Annotated in this window: 4 protein-coding genes and 2 pseudogenes; 5 read left to right on the top strand and 1 reads right to left on the bottom strand. The window is 30.5% G+C overall.

The window, feature by feature from the left end; all coding sequences use genetic code 11:
• Positions 1–71 precede the first annotated feature (71 nt).
• Positions 72–1,601, bottom strand: a pseudogene (gene tnpC / locus BKP57_RS05035) (IS66 family transposase); the annotation flags it as partial.
• A gap of 640 nt (positions 1,602–2,241) precedes the next feature.
• Here tnpC and BKP57_RS05030 point away from each other — a divergent pair.
• The 5 genes and pseudogenes from BKP57_RS05030 to BKP57_RS05010 all read left to right on the top strand — a co-directional run.
• Positions 2,242–3,030: pseudogene (locus BKP57_RS05030) on the top strand (IS110 family transposase); the annotation flags it as partial.
• A gap of 263 nt (positions 3,031–3,293) precedes the next feature.
• Positions 3,294–4,022 carry a 4'-phosphopantetheinyl transferase family protein gene (locus tag BKP57_RS05025; RefSeq protein WP_198035020.1) on the top strand — a complete coding sequence of 243 codons (729 nt, stop codon included), beginning with the start codon at positions 3,294–3,296 and terminating at the stop codon, positions 4,020–4,022.
• 6 nt (positions 4,023–4,028) lie between these two features.
• Complete coding sequence (locus BKP57_RS05020; protein ID WP_072741102.1) at positions 4,029–7,241, top strand: non-ribosomal peptide synthetase; 3,213 nt, start codon at positions 4,029–4,031, stop codon at positions 7,239–7,241.
• On the top strand, positions 7,238–10,384 hold the full coding sequence (locus BKP57_RS05015; protein WP_072741101.1) for a non-ribosomal peptide synthetase: 3,147 nt from the start codon (positions 7,238–7,240) through the stop codon (positions 10,382–10,384). Before BKP57_RS05020 ends, BKP57_RS05015 begins: the two co-directional genes overlap by 4 nt.
• Complete coding sequence (locus BKP57_RS05010) at positions 10,362–19,946, top strand: non-ribosomal peptide synthetase (RefSeq protein ID WP_072741100.1); 9,585 nt, start codon at positions 10,362–10,364, stop codon at positions 19,944–19,946. The genes BKP57_RS05015 and BKP57_RS05010 overlap by 23 nt, the downstream gene beginning before the upstream one ends.
• Positions 19,947–19,948: the final 2 nt, after the last annotated feature.

The raw sequence follows: 19,948 nt of genomic DNA, 5'->3' as shown, positions 1-19,948 counted from the left end.
AGAGATTTTTTATTATTTCTCTGTCTACCATATTGGGAGCATATCACATAGATGTGGGCATGTGTTATGATCTAATTAGATTTAGTTGGAATGCGGCACTCTTGAGGCAGTGTAGTTGACCACGGCAAGGGTTGGGCTAGTTGTTCTCTATTTGTTGTATCTATATTGGGAAGCTTTTCAAACAAATAGCTGAGATAGTGGAATGGATTTAATCCGTTTTCCTTGGCTGTTTCTACTACACTATAAATGATCGCACTGGATGTAACTCCTTTTGCGGTATTGCTAAAAAGCCAAGCTTTTCTCCCCATCACAAAAAAGGCTTGATCAATCGTTCTGCACGGTTATTGTCTATCTCCAACCGTCCATCTTTTAAAAATCCTTCTAAACGATCCCACTGGTTACGGCAACACTTAATCGCTTTGCAAAGGGCACTTTTAGGAAGTACTCTTGGGGTTTGTTCTTTCAGCCATGCTGAAAAAAGCATCCAGCACGGGCTGACTGCGCCTCCAAACGTTGTTTCTAACGTTCCTGTGGGCTAACGCTCTTTAGTTCGCGTTCGATATCGAATAATTGTTTACAAAAGTCTAAGCCTTCTTTCGCTTTTACAGCTGTAGTGGACGAAGACTCCGGAAGCGCCTGTAATGCTTCTGTAAATTTGCGGCGCGCATGTACCCAGCACCCGACCAAGATGACATTTGGCAATCCATTATAGCCAGGGTAACCGTCCACCATAAGGTATCCTTGAAATCCTTCTAGAAATTTCCGCGGATGTTTGGCAGCTCGGGTTCGCTGATAATTGTATAGAACAATGGGCACATCCGTGTGTCCAGAACGATACAGCCACGTATATGAATTGGAAGTTGCCTTTCTACCTGGTTCAGATAAAACTTGTACAACTGTTTCATCCGCATGGATGGCATCGAGTCCCAATAGCTTGGCGTCCATTGCATTGTAAATGAGTTCAAGCCAAGTGGTCGCACCATATATGACCCAATTGGACAGGGTTTGTCGGGAATAAAGATACCAAAGCGTTCAAATTGTTTCTCTTGGCGATACAACGGCATTCTTTCCACGTATTTTTGCGTCAAGGCTATGGCTGAAGGAGATGCTAAACTACCTGGATATACAGGCTCGGGCATCTTAGCCGTCTGAATAGGTGTTTTTATTTCGTGTTGTTCACAATGACGACAGCTATAGACGTACTGTACGTGTTCCACCACTTTTACCTGCGCTGGAATCACCTTTAATTCTTTGCGCACTTGAGTGCTCATTTCATGTAATTCTCCAGCGCAACACGAACACACCTGTTCCTCAGCAGGTAAACGGTATTCTACCGTTTCCGTAGGCAGGTTTTCTAATTGTTTATCGCGCTGGCCTTTTTGCTTTTTGCGCTTATATGTAATCGTCTCAACCGTAGGTTCTTCTTGTTTGGAATCGGAAGTATCCTCTGCTTCATTGAAAAGGGATAGCTGATTGGAATCTGTTTTCTCACTGGAAGCACCGAATTTTTGTTTTTGAAGCAACCGAAACTGTTCCTCATACCATTGTAATTTCGCTTCTAACTCTTCTTTTTCCATTTCAAGCTTTTCGTTGAGCTCTTGATATCCAAAAACAAAGTGTAGACAAGCATATTAAGAATCTCTTTAATGTGGATATAAAATAAAAATGATCGAAAAATTTTAAAGTTATCGTACTTCACTTTATCTAATCTGTTTTTTCTTCAACCTGGCTGCTTGTTTTGCTGCTGCTTTCGTGTAAAACCCGTGTGTTTAATAAACTGTTTTGAATCAAAATTTATGATATACCTCACTTTTCTCCGTACTTTCTAATGATAACCATAAGAATACTCCTTTTCTCACGAGCTTTGCTCCTTAAATTTTTGATATCTTAAAAAGGCTATAAATGCTACTCTAAGAGTTAGTCTGCCATAAACATACCCAAGTAGTTGGATATACTTTCGGGTTCATGAGATATATATAAATACACAATATTTCTTGAATTAGGAAATATGATGAAAAAAACGCAAAATAAACTGGTAGAATAATGTCGAATACTAGCGAAAAGTCATATATTTTCCCAATAATATTTATTTACTTGTCATGTTAAGATTAAGATACAAATATAAAAGGAGCATTCCTGTAATGAAGAAATTTGAGGATTGAACAAAAAAAGTCTCTTGGTATAGTACAGGGTGTCATGATCATGACACCGAAATTAATAAATACCAAGGAGGACTCACCAATGAATTATAACCAAAATCACAAAATATCGCAAATCACACCATCTACCCTAGTCATAGGGGTAGATATTGCGAAAGACAAACATGTGGCGCGAGCACAGGACGACAGAGGCTATGAATTTGGGAAAAGATTGATCTTTGAAAATCGAATAGAAGGCTTTGAAGTCCTACTGGAATGGATTTTTAAGCTCCAGAAAGAAAATGATAAAAACCATGTGATCATAGGTGCTGAGCCAACAGGTCACTACTGGATGAGTTTAGGTTATTATCTGACCAGCAGGGATATTGATTTTGTATTGGTTAACCCGATGCATGTGAAGAAGTCAAAAGAACTGGATGACAACTCGCCAACAAAAAATGATACCAAGGATGCCCGTGTGATTGCGCAACTGGTGAAGGATGGGAGATACTCCGTACCAAATCTTCTCAATGGCATATATGCTGAGTTAAGAGAAGCGATCAAATTACGAGATCAACTCATCAAACAGCAGATTGTCACAGAAGGACGCATTCAAAATAATATGCAGCGCTATTTTCCAGAGTTTCCGGATGTATTTAAACAATGGGATGGAAAGGCCGCATTATATACATTGCGTAAATTCCCCTTCCCATCTGACATTCGTGATAAAATGCCAGAAGATATACTGACAGAATGGAAAACCGTTGTAAAGCGTGGAGTCGGCATCCAACGTGCAACCAAATTGGTAGATAAAGCGAAGAAGAGTGTTGGAATTGAAATCGGCTTAAGCTTTGCCAAGAAAGAACTACACAGCTTATTAGACCAATATGAACAGAAAATCTATTGGGTCTGAGTTAGTAATTCTGGGCTACAAACAGAAATGGCAGTGTGACAATCAGGAAGAAAAAAGCAAAAAATAATTAATTATGAAATTGATTTTGTTGACTAATTGAGCTGCAGAATTCGGTTTGATATTTATCGATCTTAAATTGAGAAGAAGATTATTAAAGATCTGGAACTACTTAACACCACGTAAGAAATTAGCTCCAATAAAACGCGCTAATGTGCTATTATAACGACATGTTGAAGGAATGTATGATTATGCATATAAGTTCTTATCGTTCAAAACCATATATTTATATAGTTAAAGTTCCAGATTCTATTGAAGAAAAACAAATTCAATCGTTTCTACATATCTTACCTAAAGAGGAAAAAAGAAGGTTGTTAAGAATTAAAAATAAAAAAAGCTTTTATCAATCACTTTTAGGAAAAATATTAATTAGATATGTATTGATAAAAAACTATAACTATACTCTTAATAATATCAATATTAGATTAGGTGAATTCGGTAAACCATACTTAGCTGACACAAATAATATAAACTTTAATATTGCTCATTCCCACAATTTAGTAGCTGCAATATTTGATAATCTTCATACAGTCGGTATTGATATAGAAAAAAAAGTTAATATTGATTTAGGTATTATTGGTGGTGTATTTTGTGATTTTGAAAGAGACGTATTCGAAGCTAAAAGTGTTAATGAAAAATTAGACTACTTTTATGATATATGGACATTAAAAGAATGTTATCTAAAAAACATTGGCAAAGGTTTATCCGTTCCTTTAACCTCCTTTGGATTTAAAAAAATAAACTCAAACTATGTAATTGATAATCGTGATGAGGAGTCTTATAAGTTTGAAAATTATGATGTTAATACTAATTATCTACTGTCTACATGTGTTAACAATTTAGACTTCAACTCTTCGGAACTATTGCACTTAAATATTGATATTTTTAAAAATTTTATTATTAAGGAGTTGTAGTAAGCTGTGAAAAGTAAATTTGCATATTCTAAAATTAATTGTATTCACAGGCTGTTTGAATATCAAGTCAAAATAAGCACGTATAAAATTGCTTTAAGACTTCATAGCGATAGTTTAACTTATAATGATTTAAATAAGAAATCCAATCAATTAGCGAACTATTTAATTGATAAAAGAAGAAATAAGGGCATAGTTATAGGTTTATATATGGAAAGATCTTTCGAAATGATTATTTCTATGCTTGCAATTTTAAAAACTGGTGTTGGATATTTACCTATTGATCCATCTTTTCCCAAAGAAAGAGTCAAACATATTATTAAGGATTCTGGTGTAAAATATATTCTTGGCAATAAAAAGATAGACTCAGATATCCTTGATGATTTAACTTTTGAGAATTATGATGAAGCAATTATTACAGGGTATTCAGATGATAATATTGATATTAACTCAGGTATAGATGATCTAATGTCTCTTCTCTATACCTCAGGTTCTACTGGTTTACCAAAAGGAGTCCCTATTAAACATAAAGGGATCTCTAACTATTTATTATGGATGAAAGATACATTCACAATTAATGAAGAAGACAAAGTAATATTTAAAGCTCCCTACACTTTTGATGCATCGATTAGAGAAACTTTCTTACCATTAATAAGTGGGTCGGAGGTGGTAATAGCTAGACCTAGTGGCCAAAGAGATATTGATTATTTAGTTAGACTTATAGTAAATAACAAAGTTACAAATATAGTGTTTGTGCCTTCTATCTTAAAGCAGTTTTTAAACCATGAAGAGGTTACTCAGTGTAAGAGTTTAAGGAGAGTGTTTTCTTCTGGAGAAGCGTTAACTATAAAAATAGTTAACGAATTTAGAGAAAAGATGACTAAGTCGACATTAGTTAATTTATATGGACCTACCGAAGCGTCTTTAACTGTTTCAGCTTGGGAAGATGATGGAGCGGAATTAAATAATTATGTACCTATTGGACAACCAATTGATAACGCTAACTTATATCTATTGGATGATAATCTAAATAAAGTGTCTCACGGTAACGAGGGATATATATATATAAGTAGTATTGGATTAACTGAGGGGTATTGGAATCTACCTGATAAGACAATGAACAGTTTTATTCCAAATCATTTCGATGATTTAGGAGAGTATTTATTTAAAACAGGAGACATTGGAAGACTACATAAAAATAAGCACATTCAATTTATTGGGAGAGATGATTTTCAGGTTAAGATAAGGGGTTATAGAATCGAATTACTGGAGATAACAAATATAATAGATAAAATAACAAGCGTTCAAGATTCTATTGTTACTAGCTACAGTTTTGATGAGACTGACAAACGTATTGTAGCTTACATTAAATTAAAAGATGATAGCGCAATGACAGAAAAAGATTTGAAAAATATTTTGTTACAAAAATTACCTACTTATATGGTACCTTCTAAAATCATGATAGTAGAAGAATTTAAACTAAATAATAATGGGAAGATTGATAGAAATTTGCTCCCGAAACCAGATTACAGTGAGAAAAACTACATCAAACCAACAAACAATATTGAACAAAAAATGGCTGAAATTTGGAGAAAATCTTTAAAACTAAGGGATGTAGGTTTGGAAGATAACTTTTTTGAATTAGGCGGAGATTCTATTCTTGCGATTCAAATTGTTAATACAGCAAAAAGAGAGGGAATAACTTTAACAGTAGACCAAATATTTGAATTCGAGACAATAAAGGAAATATTAAATAATTGTTCTAACACAAACAAAAATCAAATTTTTTTACCTGAAGAATATAAAAATGAACATCAGTTATTAACACCCATTCAAAAATTATTTTTTGAGAAGGAACTTTTTAACCCATCATTTTACAACATGTCGCTACCTTTAGTAATACTTAAACCTCTCAATCTAAACTTACTTAAAAAAACATTGAATTTATTATTAGATAAGCATGAAGTTCTTAAATCTAACTTTATACAAATAAAAAATAAATGGGAACATCGTTATAATAAAAACCTCAAAGAGATTCCATTCTACATCCATGATAGATCAAAAGCTTTAAAACATACTTTAAAAGATGAAATACAAAATATAATTCAAAATGAACAAAGTAATTTAGATTTGGCTGAGGATTCCCTTATTAAGGCGATATATATAAAATTGCCAGATGGAAATAAAGATAAACTGGTACTTATTCTTCATCATTTGATAGTAGATGGGCTTTCTTGGCGTATTTTAGCAGAAGATATTGAGGAAATTTATACTAACCTACAAAATAAAGAAATATTTAATATGAAACCTACAACTTCTTACAGGCTTTGGAGTGAAGAAATTAATGACATTATAGAAACAGACTCGGACTCGTTTAAAAAGGATAAAATATTTTGGAGTAATTTCACTTTACCTTCCACTAATATTTTAGTGGATAACTATGATGGAAAAAATTTAATGAAAAATGAGATGATGTTTTTAGATAGTTTATCTAAAGAAGAAACTGATAGACTGCTTAGATCCGTTCCAAAAGCGTTTGGATGTCATATAAATGATATTCTACTTACAGCTTTATTAATTTCATTTAACGAGTGGAGTGGTAGAAATTACTTATGTTTAGACTTGGAGGGACATGGTCGTGAGTCTATAGGCACAAATATTGATGTTTCTGAAACGATTGGATGGTTTACGAGTATTTTTCCTGTTCTTTTGCAAACAAGAAAAAAACGAGAAGATATAAGTGAAACAATAAATAATGTTCATAATACTTTGCGTAAAATACCGCATCGAGGGTTGTCTTATGGCATGTTTAGATATCAAGAAAAAGACACTAAGTTAAAGCTGAATTTACTAAATCTTCCCAAAAGGCATGTGAAATTCAATTACTTAGGTCAATTTGATCAAATTTTTAATAATTCTCTATTTAAATTAGAAAAATTCCTAATTAATAAAGAAATAGGCGATAACGAAAAGCGATCTCATTTAATTGATATTACCGCATTAGTTACTAATGATAGATTTAACATACAATGGAAATTTAGCTCAGATATCCATTCATGTGAAACTATAAAAAAAGTTTTGCAAAAATATAACGACACTTTAAAGGAAATAATTAATTTATCAATGGATTACACAAGATATAATGCATACTCTGCTAATAGCATATCAGGCAAAGAGATTGAAAAAGTTATTAGTTTAATAATCAAGGAGAATCATAAATGATAAATAATATTGAAGATATTTTTGAACTTTCACCTTGTCAGGAAGGTATACTTTTCCATTCTGAATTTGATAAGAAGGAAAATCTATATATAGTCCAAAGTGTTATAAATTTTAAAGGAGACCTCAATGTCAACAAACTTAAACAATGTATAGATGTAATGATAGGTAAATATCAAGTATTTAGAACGGAGTTTGTTTGGGAAGGATTAGAGAAGCCATATCAAGTTGTGCATAATAAGCTATTATTGCCATGGTATTTTAATGATCTAAGTCAAGAAATAAAAAAAGATTATAACCTCAATGAATTAATGGACTTTGACAAAAGACAAGTATCATTAGAATTTCCCTTATTTAGATTTAGATTAATTAAAATTGCGGAAGATACTTTTAAATTGATTTTTACCAGGCATCATCTTCTGTTAGATGGATGGAGTCATTCTATATTCTTAGAAGAATTAAGAAGAAGATATATTGATTCTTTTGATCTAAAGAAAAATGAAGAAAGTATAAAATTTAGTGATTATGTAAGTTGGTTGAATAAAAAAGACAATTCAGCAGCAGAATTATTTTGGAAATCCAAACTAAATAAAAGTAGTAATATAACCAATCCTAATTTTTTTCCTAATAATAAAAATACCAACCAAGCACAAATTTTAGAGGAGTCAATAGATATTCAAGAAAATTTAACAAAAAAACTTTTAGAATTGGGCAGAAAATATCATTTTACTATGAATTCTCTATTTCAAAGTATTTGGGCATTACTATTAAATAGATATACATCGGAAGAAGAGATAATTTATGGCTCCGCATTTTCTGGACGACCAACAGACTTACCTGGTAGTAATTATTCATATGGTGCTTACATTAATACTATTCCAATAAAATTAATATTAAATGAATCGATGATATTTTCTGATTGGATTTTAAAGAATCAGAAAACAATAAGTCAATTTGAAAAAAATCAATTTAGTTCATTACTTAAGATTAGAGAATGGGCCGGAATACAGAATGATAGATCCCTTTTTGATATACTTTTTGTTTATGAAAAATACCCCTCTTCCTTAGAAAAACAAGACTGGGGAAATATCGGTATTGAAAAAGTTCAGACATATGAAAAAAATAACTATCCTATTACAATAATTGTGAGAGAAGAAAAAGAATTAAATTTAACTATAAAATACAATTGTAAAAATATTTCATCAGAATATTCGAAGCTAATACTAAATCATTTCTTTAATATCTTAAATAATATTGAAGATTATTTAGATGATAAGATTTCTAATATTAATATTTTGACATCCAAAGAACAGAGGGATATATCAAAAATTTCTTCTGGCGAAATAGTACATTTACCAAATGATGTGTATATTCATAATTTATTTGAAACCCAAGTAAAAAATACACCATCTAATATTGCAGTAGTTGATTCTGAAAGTGAATTAACATACAAAAGGTTAAATGAATTATCTAACCAATTTGCTAATTACCTTAAAAGAAGAGGAGTTAAATCAAACACTTTAATTGGAGTATTTATGGAGAGGTCTGTAGATTTATTGATTTGTTTACTGGGAATAATTAAAGCAGGAGCTGCTTATATTCCTTTAGATTCTTCTATACCTCCCAAGAGAATGAACTATATTATAAGTAATTCGGATTTAAAATGGTTAGTGTGTGATAACTTGACATATAGTTCCTGTGAAAATCTGTCTTTAAATATGATTAACATCTCAAAAGCCTCTTATGTAAAAGAGTTAGATGTTATCGATATATGTAAATTTAATCCATCTGATACCGCTTATATTATCTACACCTCGGGTACAACTGGAGACCCTAAAGGAGTAGAAATATCTCAAAGAGGGATCATGAATTATTTAAAGTGGGGTATGGAGAATTATATGAACAATGAAGGTATTGGTTCAATTGTTCATTCATCAATTGGGTTTGATTTAACAATAACCAGTTTGTATTTACCTATACTTACTGGTAAAACTACATTCATGAGTAAAGACAGTTTAGGTATTGAAGGATTTATTACAAATCTGAAAAAATATCCTAATCAAAGTATTATAAAAATAACTCCTTCTCATTTCAGATTACTATCTAATATCCCCAAAAATGAGATAGACGTTAAAACGTTTATAATAGGAGGCGAGCAACTAACCCAAAATAATATTTCTAATTGGATTAATAGAAAAGTAAATTTAATAAATGAATATGGCCCAACAGAAACAGTTGTGGGTAGCGCAGTCTACAAATTAGGAGATACTGAGCATGAAGAGCATATTCCTATCGGTAAACCAATATTCAATACACAGATTTATATTCTAGACAAAAAATTACGTCCTGTGCCAAAGGGAATAATAGGCGAATTATATATAGGAGGATTAGGTGTAGCGAAAGGTTATATAAATAATCCTAAATTAACGAAACAAAAATTTATAAATAACCCTTTTAACAAGTCAGAAAAAATTTATAAGACTGGTGATATGGGACGGATTCTACAAAATGGTAACTTAGAATTCATTGGTAGAGATGATAACCAAGTAAAAATTAACGGTTATAGAATAGAAATTGATGAAGTTGAACGAATTTTAAATAGACATCCAAATATTATTCAGTCCAAAGTGATATTAGAATCTAAGAACGTAAAAGACCAAAAAGGATTAGTAGCTTTTATTACGAGTAATAACAATGTAGAAACTAGTAAAGTAATCACATGGCTACAAGAATATTTACCACATTATATGGTACCTTTAGAAATCATTACTATCGATAAATTTCCTGTTAACAGTAATGGGAAAATTGATATTGATGAATTATATACTATAAAGAAGGATCATTTGCTTAACTTTGAAAGTGAAAGCAAAACTGAAATGGAGAAGTTTATAGGAGATCTATGGTGTAATGTTATAGGTGTAGACTCTATCGAAAGTTATGATAATTTTTTTCTTATTGGAGGGCATTCTCTCTATGCTATGAGAATGATTTCTGAAATAAACGGGCTTTTCGATTTTGATTTGTCAATAAGTAGTATATTTAATTCCCCCACACTAAAAATGTTTTCATCTATAGTAGAAGAAAAACTACTAGATTCTGAAGGTTATAAAGGAGAGAGTGATAATGAAGAAAGCAATGACAGTTGACCTGAATAGAAGTCAGATAATTAGGAATAGGTTAAATGATTTAAGAATACGCAACTCAAATAGAGAAGAAGCAAATGTAATTACTTCTAATGAGTTTCCACTATCATATGCGCAAAAAAGATTATGGTTTAGTCAGCAATTGGAACCTAAAGATACGACATATAACATAACCAGAGTTTTTAAAATAAAAGGAAGCTTAAATATTAATGCATTAACTAATTCGATAAGACTTATAATAGATCGTCATGATATTTTTAGAACATGTATAGTAAACAGAGATGATGACGAACCAAAACAAATGATATTAGAAGAAAGCAATTATAACATCAAATTTAGGGATATTAGTTCTGATGAAAACCCAGAATTTAAAGCTAATTCTATTATTAAAGTAATTGATAGCCATTCTTTCGACTTATCAAATGGCCCATTATATAAAATTGAGATACTAAAGTTAAATGATGCTTATCACTATCTAATATTAAGTGTACATCATATTATTTTTGATGGTATGTCAGCAACTATTTTTTTCAATGAGCTAAATTCGTTATACTTGAAATTTTTAGAGGGAAGAAATCATAACTTAGCTACAGTTGATTTTCAGTATTCGGATTACTGTCTATGGGAACAAAAACAGAAAATAACTGACAAACTCGACTATTGGTCAAAGAAGTTATCTGGTGTAGATCCAATGATAGATTTAATTACCGATAAAATTAGGCCAATGGTAAAGTCAAATAATGGTGATTCAATATTCGTAGATATACCTGAAAAGGTCTATAACAGTATTAAAAGTATTTCGAAAAGATCTAATTCAACAATTTATATAACTATGTTATCAATTTTTAAAATTTTATTATCTAAATATACTAATAGGGACGACATTATTATTGGTACTCCAATTTCAACAAGAACTTCAGATGCTAAAGACTCAATAGGTTTCTTTATAAATGTTGTAGCAATACGCACGTATTTAGAAAAAGACATGAATTTTAATCATGTTGTGAATCTTGTGAAGAATAATGTGTTTGAGGCTATGGACAATAATCTTGTCCCTTTTGAGAAAGTTGTTGAGACAGTTCAGCCAACAAGATACCCTAGTTTTTCACCAATTTTCCAAATTGAGTTTCAAACAGAAGTCCCACTTAATACTAATATTAAAGGTTTGGATATAATTGAGGAGAAAAGAGAGAATGGAAAATCTGAATATGATTTAACATTTTCGGTCACTGAGCACACTGATTCTTTGAGTGTACAATTTAAATATAATTCCGATTTATTTAACTCGGAAACAATTCATCGTATAATTAACAGTTATTATGAATTAGTTTTAGATGTAGATCAGAATCCAAAAAAGAGTATCGATAACTTAAGAGTAATATCAAATACGGACCAAAATAGAGTAACTAAACTGTGGAATAATACAGAGAAAGTTTTATCTACAGATAAATTAATTCACCAACTGTTTGAAAAGAAAGTACAAGAAACTCCCGATGCTATTGCTATCTTCACAGATAAAGAGAAATTAACTTACGATCAGTTAAATAAAAAATCTAATCAATTGGCTACTTATTTAATCAAACAAGGTGTAAGACCTGACGTTCCTGTAGTAATCCATTTAGAAAGATCTTTAAATATGATTGTCTCTATTTTAGCGGTACTTAAATCTGGGGGTGCATTCTTACCAATTGATACTGATGCCCCAAAAGGAAGAATACAAAAGATTATCAATGATGCAAATCCACTAATATGTATATCTCAGAAAAATATTTATGATAATCTGCCGGATTTGGATATACCGACATTACTTGTGGATACATTCCCTTTTGAAGAATATAATAATCAAAATCCAAATGTAACAATAGAGGATGATAACTTAATATCAATTTATTACACCTCTGGTTCAACAGGCTCTCCAAAAGGTGTTGCGAGTACACAAATTGGTTGGTTAAATAGGGTTTTATGGATGCAAAACTACCATAAATTACTGCCTTCTGAAACTGTATTACAAAAAACTGTACTTTCTTTTGATGATTCTGCAGTCGAAATATTGTGGCCTTTAATAGTTGGATCTCGTATCTCAGTCCTTGGACCTGAATTGCATAGAGATGTAGAAGCTATTTTAAAAAATGCCATAAAAAATAATGTATCAGTAATTCAATTTGTTCCCAGCGTATTTAAGATGTTCTTAAAGGAAATAAACCAAGATAATGCAAAGTACCTGAATAATCTTAGAACAATCATTTCAAGTGGGGAAGAATTAAAACCCGAGTTAGTTAACCTCCATTTCTCTAAATTACCTGAAGTGGATTTATTTAATCAATGGGGAGCAACTGAGGTTTCAATAGACTCGACTGTCTACAAATGTAAAAAGACGGATGGCGATAGAAGAGCTATCCCAGTTGGTAAACCTATCGATAACAACGGGGTATATATATTAGATAAATCTTTAAATCCAGTACCTATCGGAGTGGTCGGATATATATATATAGATGGAATTGGACTAGCGAAGGGTTACCTAAATGATGATGAAAAGACTAATAATGCTTTTATTGGTCATCCTTTTAATAAAGGAAAAAGAATCTATAAAACTGGTGACAGAGGATATTATGAAGCTGACGGTAACATTATTTTTTATGAAAGAAAAGATGCTCAAGTAAAAATTCGAGGTATTAGAATTGAGTTAGGTGAAATAGAGAGAATTTTAAATCAGCATCAAGATATTAAAGAGTCAGTAGTAATACCCCATAATGTAAATAATTCTAAACAATTGGTAGCATTTATTATTGATGAAGTTGAAGAACAGAAAATTGAATTGGAAGAAATACAGAGTTATCTAATTGATAAATTACCAACTTATATGATTCCGAGTAGCGTAATAAATATAAACGAAATCCCAACTACCGTAAGTGGTAAAGTCCATAACAAAGCTCTTTTAGAGATTTTGGTAAGCAAAGAGATAAAGAAGGATGATTATAAGAAGCCTGCAAATATGTATGAAAGAAAGCTAGTCGAAATATGGGAATCGGTTTTAGAAAGAGATTTGATTAGCGTCACAGATAATTTTTTTGAAATAGGTGGACATTCTCTTTTAGCTGTTAAAGTAATAAATAAAATTAGAAAAAAATTAGATATTGATATCAACCTAAGAGACATATTTAAGTATTCCCAGCTTGAACAATTAGCAAGCTATATATCCAAGAAAGAAAATAATAATTACAGTAAAATCGTAAAAAACAATCTAAAAACTAGTTACCTTTCTCATGCTCAATTAAGGCTTTGGTATCTATATAAACTAAACCCTAGTAGTACATTTTATAATATACCTATAGTTAAGCAGATAATTGTTAAGCAACGGGACTTCTTAAATGTAAGTAAGTTTGAAAAGGCCATTAAAAAGGTTATTGAAAGACATAATATTTTTAGAACTATTTTTTATGAAGAAAACGAAACACCGAAACAAAAAGTTTCAGATACAACTTACTTTCCATTTAAGTTTTGTGACATCTCTTCCCACTCTGCTCACGATAGAGAAGATGTCTTAAAAATGGAGTTAGACCATGAAAATGATGAAACATTTGATTTAACAAAAAAGCCGCCATTTAAAATAATTCTATATAAAGTTAATGCATTAGATTATAGGTTATATATTAATATTCATCATATTATTTTTGATGCTTGGAGTACAGATATTTTCTTCAATGAACTTACTTCTATTTATGAGGATTTACTTAATGGTGCTGATAGCACTGATCTGCAAGATGTGATTGGTTATTCGGACTACTCGGTTTGGCAAAGAAAAGAATTAAATAACGGAACCTGGAAAGACCAAGAAGAATTTTGGGTAGAAAAACTACAGAAACCATTACCATTATTAAATTTACCTTTAGATTATAGTAGACCAAAGCAATCTTCCTATAAAGGTAAGTTATTAAAGTCCGATTTATCTAATGATTCATCTAAGAAAATAGGTGAAATTTCAAGGAAATTAAACGTATCAATTAGTTCCGTTTTACTTTCATCGTATGTAATTTTATTAAATAAATTAACGAATGATACAGACTTTATTATTGGAACACCAGTATCAGGAAGGAATCAAATTGATTTAGAGAATACGATTGGTTTTTTTGTAAACACATTACCGCTTCGCATAAGCATAAACGAAAATGATACTTTAAATGAGTTAATAGAAACAGTTAATAATAACTTGTTTGAGGCTTTTTCTAATCAAGATGTACCATTAGATGTTCTTGTTCAGAAAGTTGAACCTGAAAGGGATGCTAGTAGGTCCACATTATTTGATACAATGTTTTATTTTACTGAACATATAGACGAAAAAAATAATGATAAAAAGCTGCAGTTATCATCAATTGATGATTCTGTTGAACACAATAATTCAAAAATGGACCTAACATTATTTACAATTAAAAATGGTAATGATATCGAATTTTCTTTCGAATATAATACTGACATTTTTAATACCCAAACTATTAATAGATATAAAGAAATTATGCAAAAAATTTTTAATGATATGTATTCAAATTTAGAAATCCAAATAAACTCATTCGAAGTAATTACAGATGATGATAAGAAACTATATACAACTATTAATGATAATAAGCAAAGTCTTTTGAATAGTTCAATAGATGCTATGTTCCAAAAACAGGTTGAAACCAATGGCGATAGAATTGCCATATCATCTAAAGATAAAACACTAACTTATAATGAATTAAATAATGAAGCAAATATAATTGCTGGAAATGTAAATAAACTAAATAATAATAAACCTATTGGAATTATGATGGAAAGAGGCATCAGTTCAGTTGTTGCAATGCTTGGAATACTTAAAACAGGTCAAGCTTATGTTCCAATTGATAGTAATTACCCTCCAGAAAGAATTAAATATATAATTGAACAATGTAATATTAAATATGTGCTTACGAAAAGTAGTGTGTCTATTGATAATTGTCAAACTGTAAATGTCGATAAGTTTGACCGGAAAATATGTAATTTAAAGAATAATGAAAACTGCCTTTCTTCATTAGCATATATATTATTCACATCTGGATCTACTGGTAAACCAAAAGGAGTAATGGTTAATCATTCTGGGGTAATTAATTTGGTAGAAAATTGGGCTACAAATCAAGAGAATAATGAAAGGAATTTAAAGCAAGAAGTGTTTTTACAATCCTCATCACATACATTTGATGTATCTGCCGGGGAAATATGGTTATCACTATTGAGGGGATCTCACTTATATATTCTGTCTGATGAGGAGCGATTATCAGTTGATAAATTTACTTATATTGCGGAAAAACTAGATGCTGATATGACAATAATGCCTACTGCCATGTTCCATGAATTTGCAAAAATAGTAAGTAAAGATCAGGTTGAGCGTATAAAAAATTGGAAGAAAATCGCTGTTTGTGGTGAAGCTTTAAAACTAGAATACGTTAATGAATGGTGGAACAAAGGAGCTAATTTTGATGTCGTAAACTTGTATGGCCCTACTGAAGCGACAATTTATGTTTCATCATTCACTGTAAAAAAAGAAGACTTTAGTTGTTTATCACAAAGCAAGATTCCAATTGGAAAGCCTATTAATAATGTTTCTTTCCACATTTTAAATGACAATATGCAACTTTGTCCGATAAACGTTCCAGGTGAATTATATATCGAGAGTAGTAAAAATTTAGCAAGAGGGTATATAAATCAAAAACAAAAAACAGAAGAATCGTTTGTAAAACATCCCTCTAATGATACTATAACTTTGTATAAAACAGGAGATACTGCAAAATTATTACCAAGTGGGAACATAGAGTATATAGGTAGAAACGATGGACAGTTAAAAATTAGAGGTCAAAGAGTTGAAATCGGAGAAGTTGAGGCAAGTATTTTAAAGTTTCCAGAAGTAAAAACAGTAGCAGCTATTCCTATTTCACAAGGTGAGAATATCCAAAATATAGTTGCATTTTATAGTATTGATTGTACAGAGAATAAAAATCAGGAAATAATGGATTATTTAAAAAAGACACTCCCGAATTACATGATTCCAACTAAATTGATTGAAATTGATGAGTTTCCACTAAATTCGAATGGAAAATTAGATAAGAAAAAGCTAAAAGAGAAGTATAAAAAGTCTTATGAAAACAGTGAGCAACTTAGTACTGAATTATCAGTAAATGAAAATAAACTAATGAACATATGGAAAAATTTACTTAATATTAATTCTCTGAATAAAAATAATTCATTCTTCGAACTAGGTGGGCATTCTTTATTAGCAATTCACCTAGTAAATCGGATAAATAAATTATTTTACATCGATATTGGTATGAACGATATATTTAATAATCCAACTTTTAATGAATTATATCGATTAGTGGAAAGTAATTTAAAAAATAAAGAAAAAATTGAACAGAATATACCGAAAATTGAAGAAGAAAATGATTATGAATTATCTCACTCTCAAAAAAGAATGTGGTGGTTGCAAAATATTTCAGAAAATAAAACTAGTTATGACGTTGCTATGATGTATCAGTTTAATGGTAACTTAGATTTAATAAAACTTGAAAAAGTAATAGAAAAAATTATTAATAGCCATGAGGTCTTAAGAACCGTTTTCATAGAAAGAAACGGAGAGATTAGACAAAAAATATATAAAGAACTACCGTTTAAATTAGATTATCGTGACCTTTCTGGTCTTGATACAGATAATATTGATGAGTTCATAAATTTGAAGCTTAAGGACTTAGAAGGGACTCCATTTAAATTGGATAAGTTACCTTTGTATAAGATTGCTGTATTCAAATGCAATAATGAGGAATATAAGTTATACCTAAACATGCACCATATCATAACAGACTTATGGAGTATTGATTTATTTCTAGAAGAGATTGAATATTATTATTTTGATAACAATAAAGGTTTAGTAAAGGAACCTATATCAGTGACTTATAAGGATTATGCGTATTGGCAGAACAAGATAATAATAGAAGGTAAATTAGAAACGCAAAGAAAATATTGGTTAGATACACTATCAATCCCTTTGCCATCACTTGAATTACCATTAGATAGGAAGAGAGGAAAAGCAAAAGGTTTTAATGATACTTTAAAAGTAAATATACCGATTACTAGTGTAAATAGAATCTGTAAGGAACAGGATGCTACACTTTTTAATGTATTATTCTCGGCATATGTGTTGATGTTAAGTAAGGTTATGAAATCAAAAGATATTATTGTTGGTACACCGGTAAGTGGAAGAAATAATAGTAATCTAGAAAATGTAATGGGATTTTTCGTTAATACTCTACCTATCAGATTAAATTTAAATGATGTTAAATCATTAAAGAATCTTCTTTATCATTGTCAAAGTAAAGTATTAGGAGCTTATAAAAACGCAGAATATCCATTCGACCTAATAGTTGAGGATATAAACCCAGAGCGAGAAATCAATAAAAACCCAATCTTCAATGTGGCTTTCTTATTTGAAGATAAGTCTAGAACTAATGAAAATAAAAGCATGTTTACTAAACTTATTAGACAAGGTGAAAACAGCGCATCAAAATTAGATTTGAATTTGCATATTCAAGCGAATAAGGATCATTTATCCCTATCTTACGAGTATGATAGTTCTATTCTAGATAAACAAACAATTTCTAGGTTTCATAATATGTTTGAACAGATAATAACCGAATTTGTAAAAGGCATAAGTCAAAACGTTAATGAATTAAATTTGTTACCTAAATTTGATAAGTCTTTGTACAGTGAAATAAACTCAACTCAACAACAAACAATGGCCAAGAGAGTTAATATTCCATATTTATTTAACGAACAAGCATTAAAAAGGCCTTTGTCGTTAGCGGTATCTGATAATGTGTCTACATTGAATTATAAAGAATTAGACGATCGGAGTAACCAACTAGCTAATTGTTTGCATGATAATGGTGCTGAAAAGAAGAAGATAGCTATTTTTATCGATAGAAATATTAGTAGTATAGTTGCAATGTTGGGTGTATTAAAAACGGGTAGCTGCTACGTTCCTATAGACCCAACCTATCCTAAAGAAAGAATTAAATATATGATTAATGATAGTAATATAGACTTTGTAATCACTGATACAACCAACAGCGAAGCATTGATTAACTTAGTTCCTGATAATAAAGTAGTGCTCATAAACGATATTAAAAATTATCCTATCAACTATAAAATAAACGACTCAATTACTTCTGAAGAATTAGCATATATTATTTACACTTCAGGATCAACAGGAAAACCAAAGGGTACAACACTTAGACATTCGGGAGTAATTAATTTAAGTGAGCATATGACTACATTTTTTCAAGACGATGAGAATATTTTACAGTTTTCTTCTCATAGTTTCGATGCTTCTGTTTGGGAAATTTGGCCAGCTTTGTTAAAGGGTTTGCACCTTAATTTAATTGATAATTCTTCAAAAAAACTAGATAGATTCATTGATTTTATATCGGATAATAAGATTACAATAATGACTTTACCAACAATTTACTTTAAACAAATGGGATTGTACTTTAGTAAGGAGGATCTCAATAAACTCTCTTCAGTAAAAAGAATATTTATTGCTGGGGAACAATTAACATACAATATGTTTAATAACTGGGGATATTCCAAAGATAAAATAGAGTTTATAAATGCATATGGACCAACTGAATCTACTGTATGCGCAACTACTTACTCTGTAGATTTAAATGATAAAACCCATATAATTCCTATAGGTAAGCCAATTAGAAATATAAAAATTAAAATAATGGATGAGTATTTGAATCCATGCCCTATAAACGTTATGGGAGAAATATTTATTGAAGCAGAGTACAGTTTAGCTACTAGTTATATTAATGAAAAAGAAAAGTATGATGAAGTATTTATTAATGACAGATATGGTCATAATAACACCCTTTATAGAACAGGAGATTTTGGTAAATTATTATACGATGGAAATATAGAGTTAATAGGGCGTAAAGATAACCAAGTAAAGATTTTAGGCCACAGAGTTGAAAAAAGCGAGATAGAAATTGCTTTACAAAAAATAAGGGGGTTAACTTATGCAATAGTTATTACTAAAAAAGATTCTCTAGAAAACGATAAGTTGATAGCTTTTTATCAAGGTGAAAATTTAAACTCTCAGTATATTCAAAGAGAACTTAAGAAAAAATTACCTGCTTATATGATTCCATCTGAAATCATTGAAGTAAATGAAATTCCTCTATTGCCAAATGGAAAAGTGGATAAAAATAGACTTTTAGATCAAAAAGAATATTCATTTAAAACTGATAATGCAATTGTAGAGGATTCTCATGGCGATGTCTTAAATAAATTATCGAGCATTTGGGCTGAAGTCTTGGAGATATCAGAAGAGCAAATAAATCATAACAGAAACTTTTTTGAGCATGGGGGCAACTCTTTATTATTATCAAAGGTAAGAAATTTGTTAGAACAAAGACTTGGTATAGAAGTATCACTATCAGAACTATTTCAATATCCAACTTTGTTAGATTTAAGCCAGATGATAGAAGGTGGCCAGGGAGAGTGATA

This window comes from Virgibacillus sp. 6R, assembly GCF_001895305.1.
Classification (GTDB): domain Bacteria; phylum Bacillota; class Bacilli; order Bacillales; family Amphibacillaceae; genus Virgibacillus; species Virgibacillus pantothenticus.
This window is presented reverse-complemented; position numbering and strand designations above follow the sequence as displayed.

What these genes read in the sequence shown, in the direction of transcription:
- BKP57_RS05015 (WP_072741101.1), top strand. Translation starts at nt 7,238, where the DNA reads ATGATAAATAATATTGAAGATATTTTTGAACTTTCACCTTGTCAGGAA.
- BKP57_RS05010 (WP_072741100.1), top strand. Translation starts at nt 10,362, where the DNA reads ATGAAGAAAGCAATGACAGTTGACCTGAATAGAAGTCAGATAATTAGG.
- BKP57_RS05025 (WP_198035020.1), top strand. Translation starts at nt 3,294, where the DNA reads ATGATTATGCATATAAGTTCTTATCGTTCAAAACCATATATTTATATA.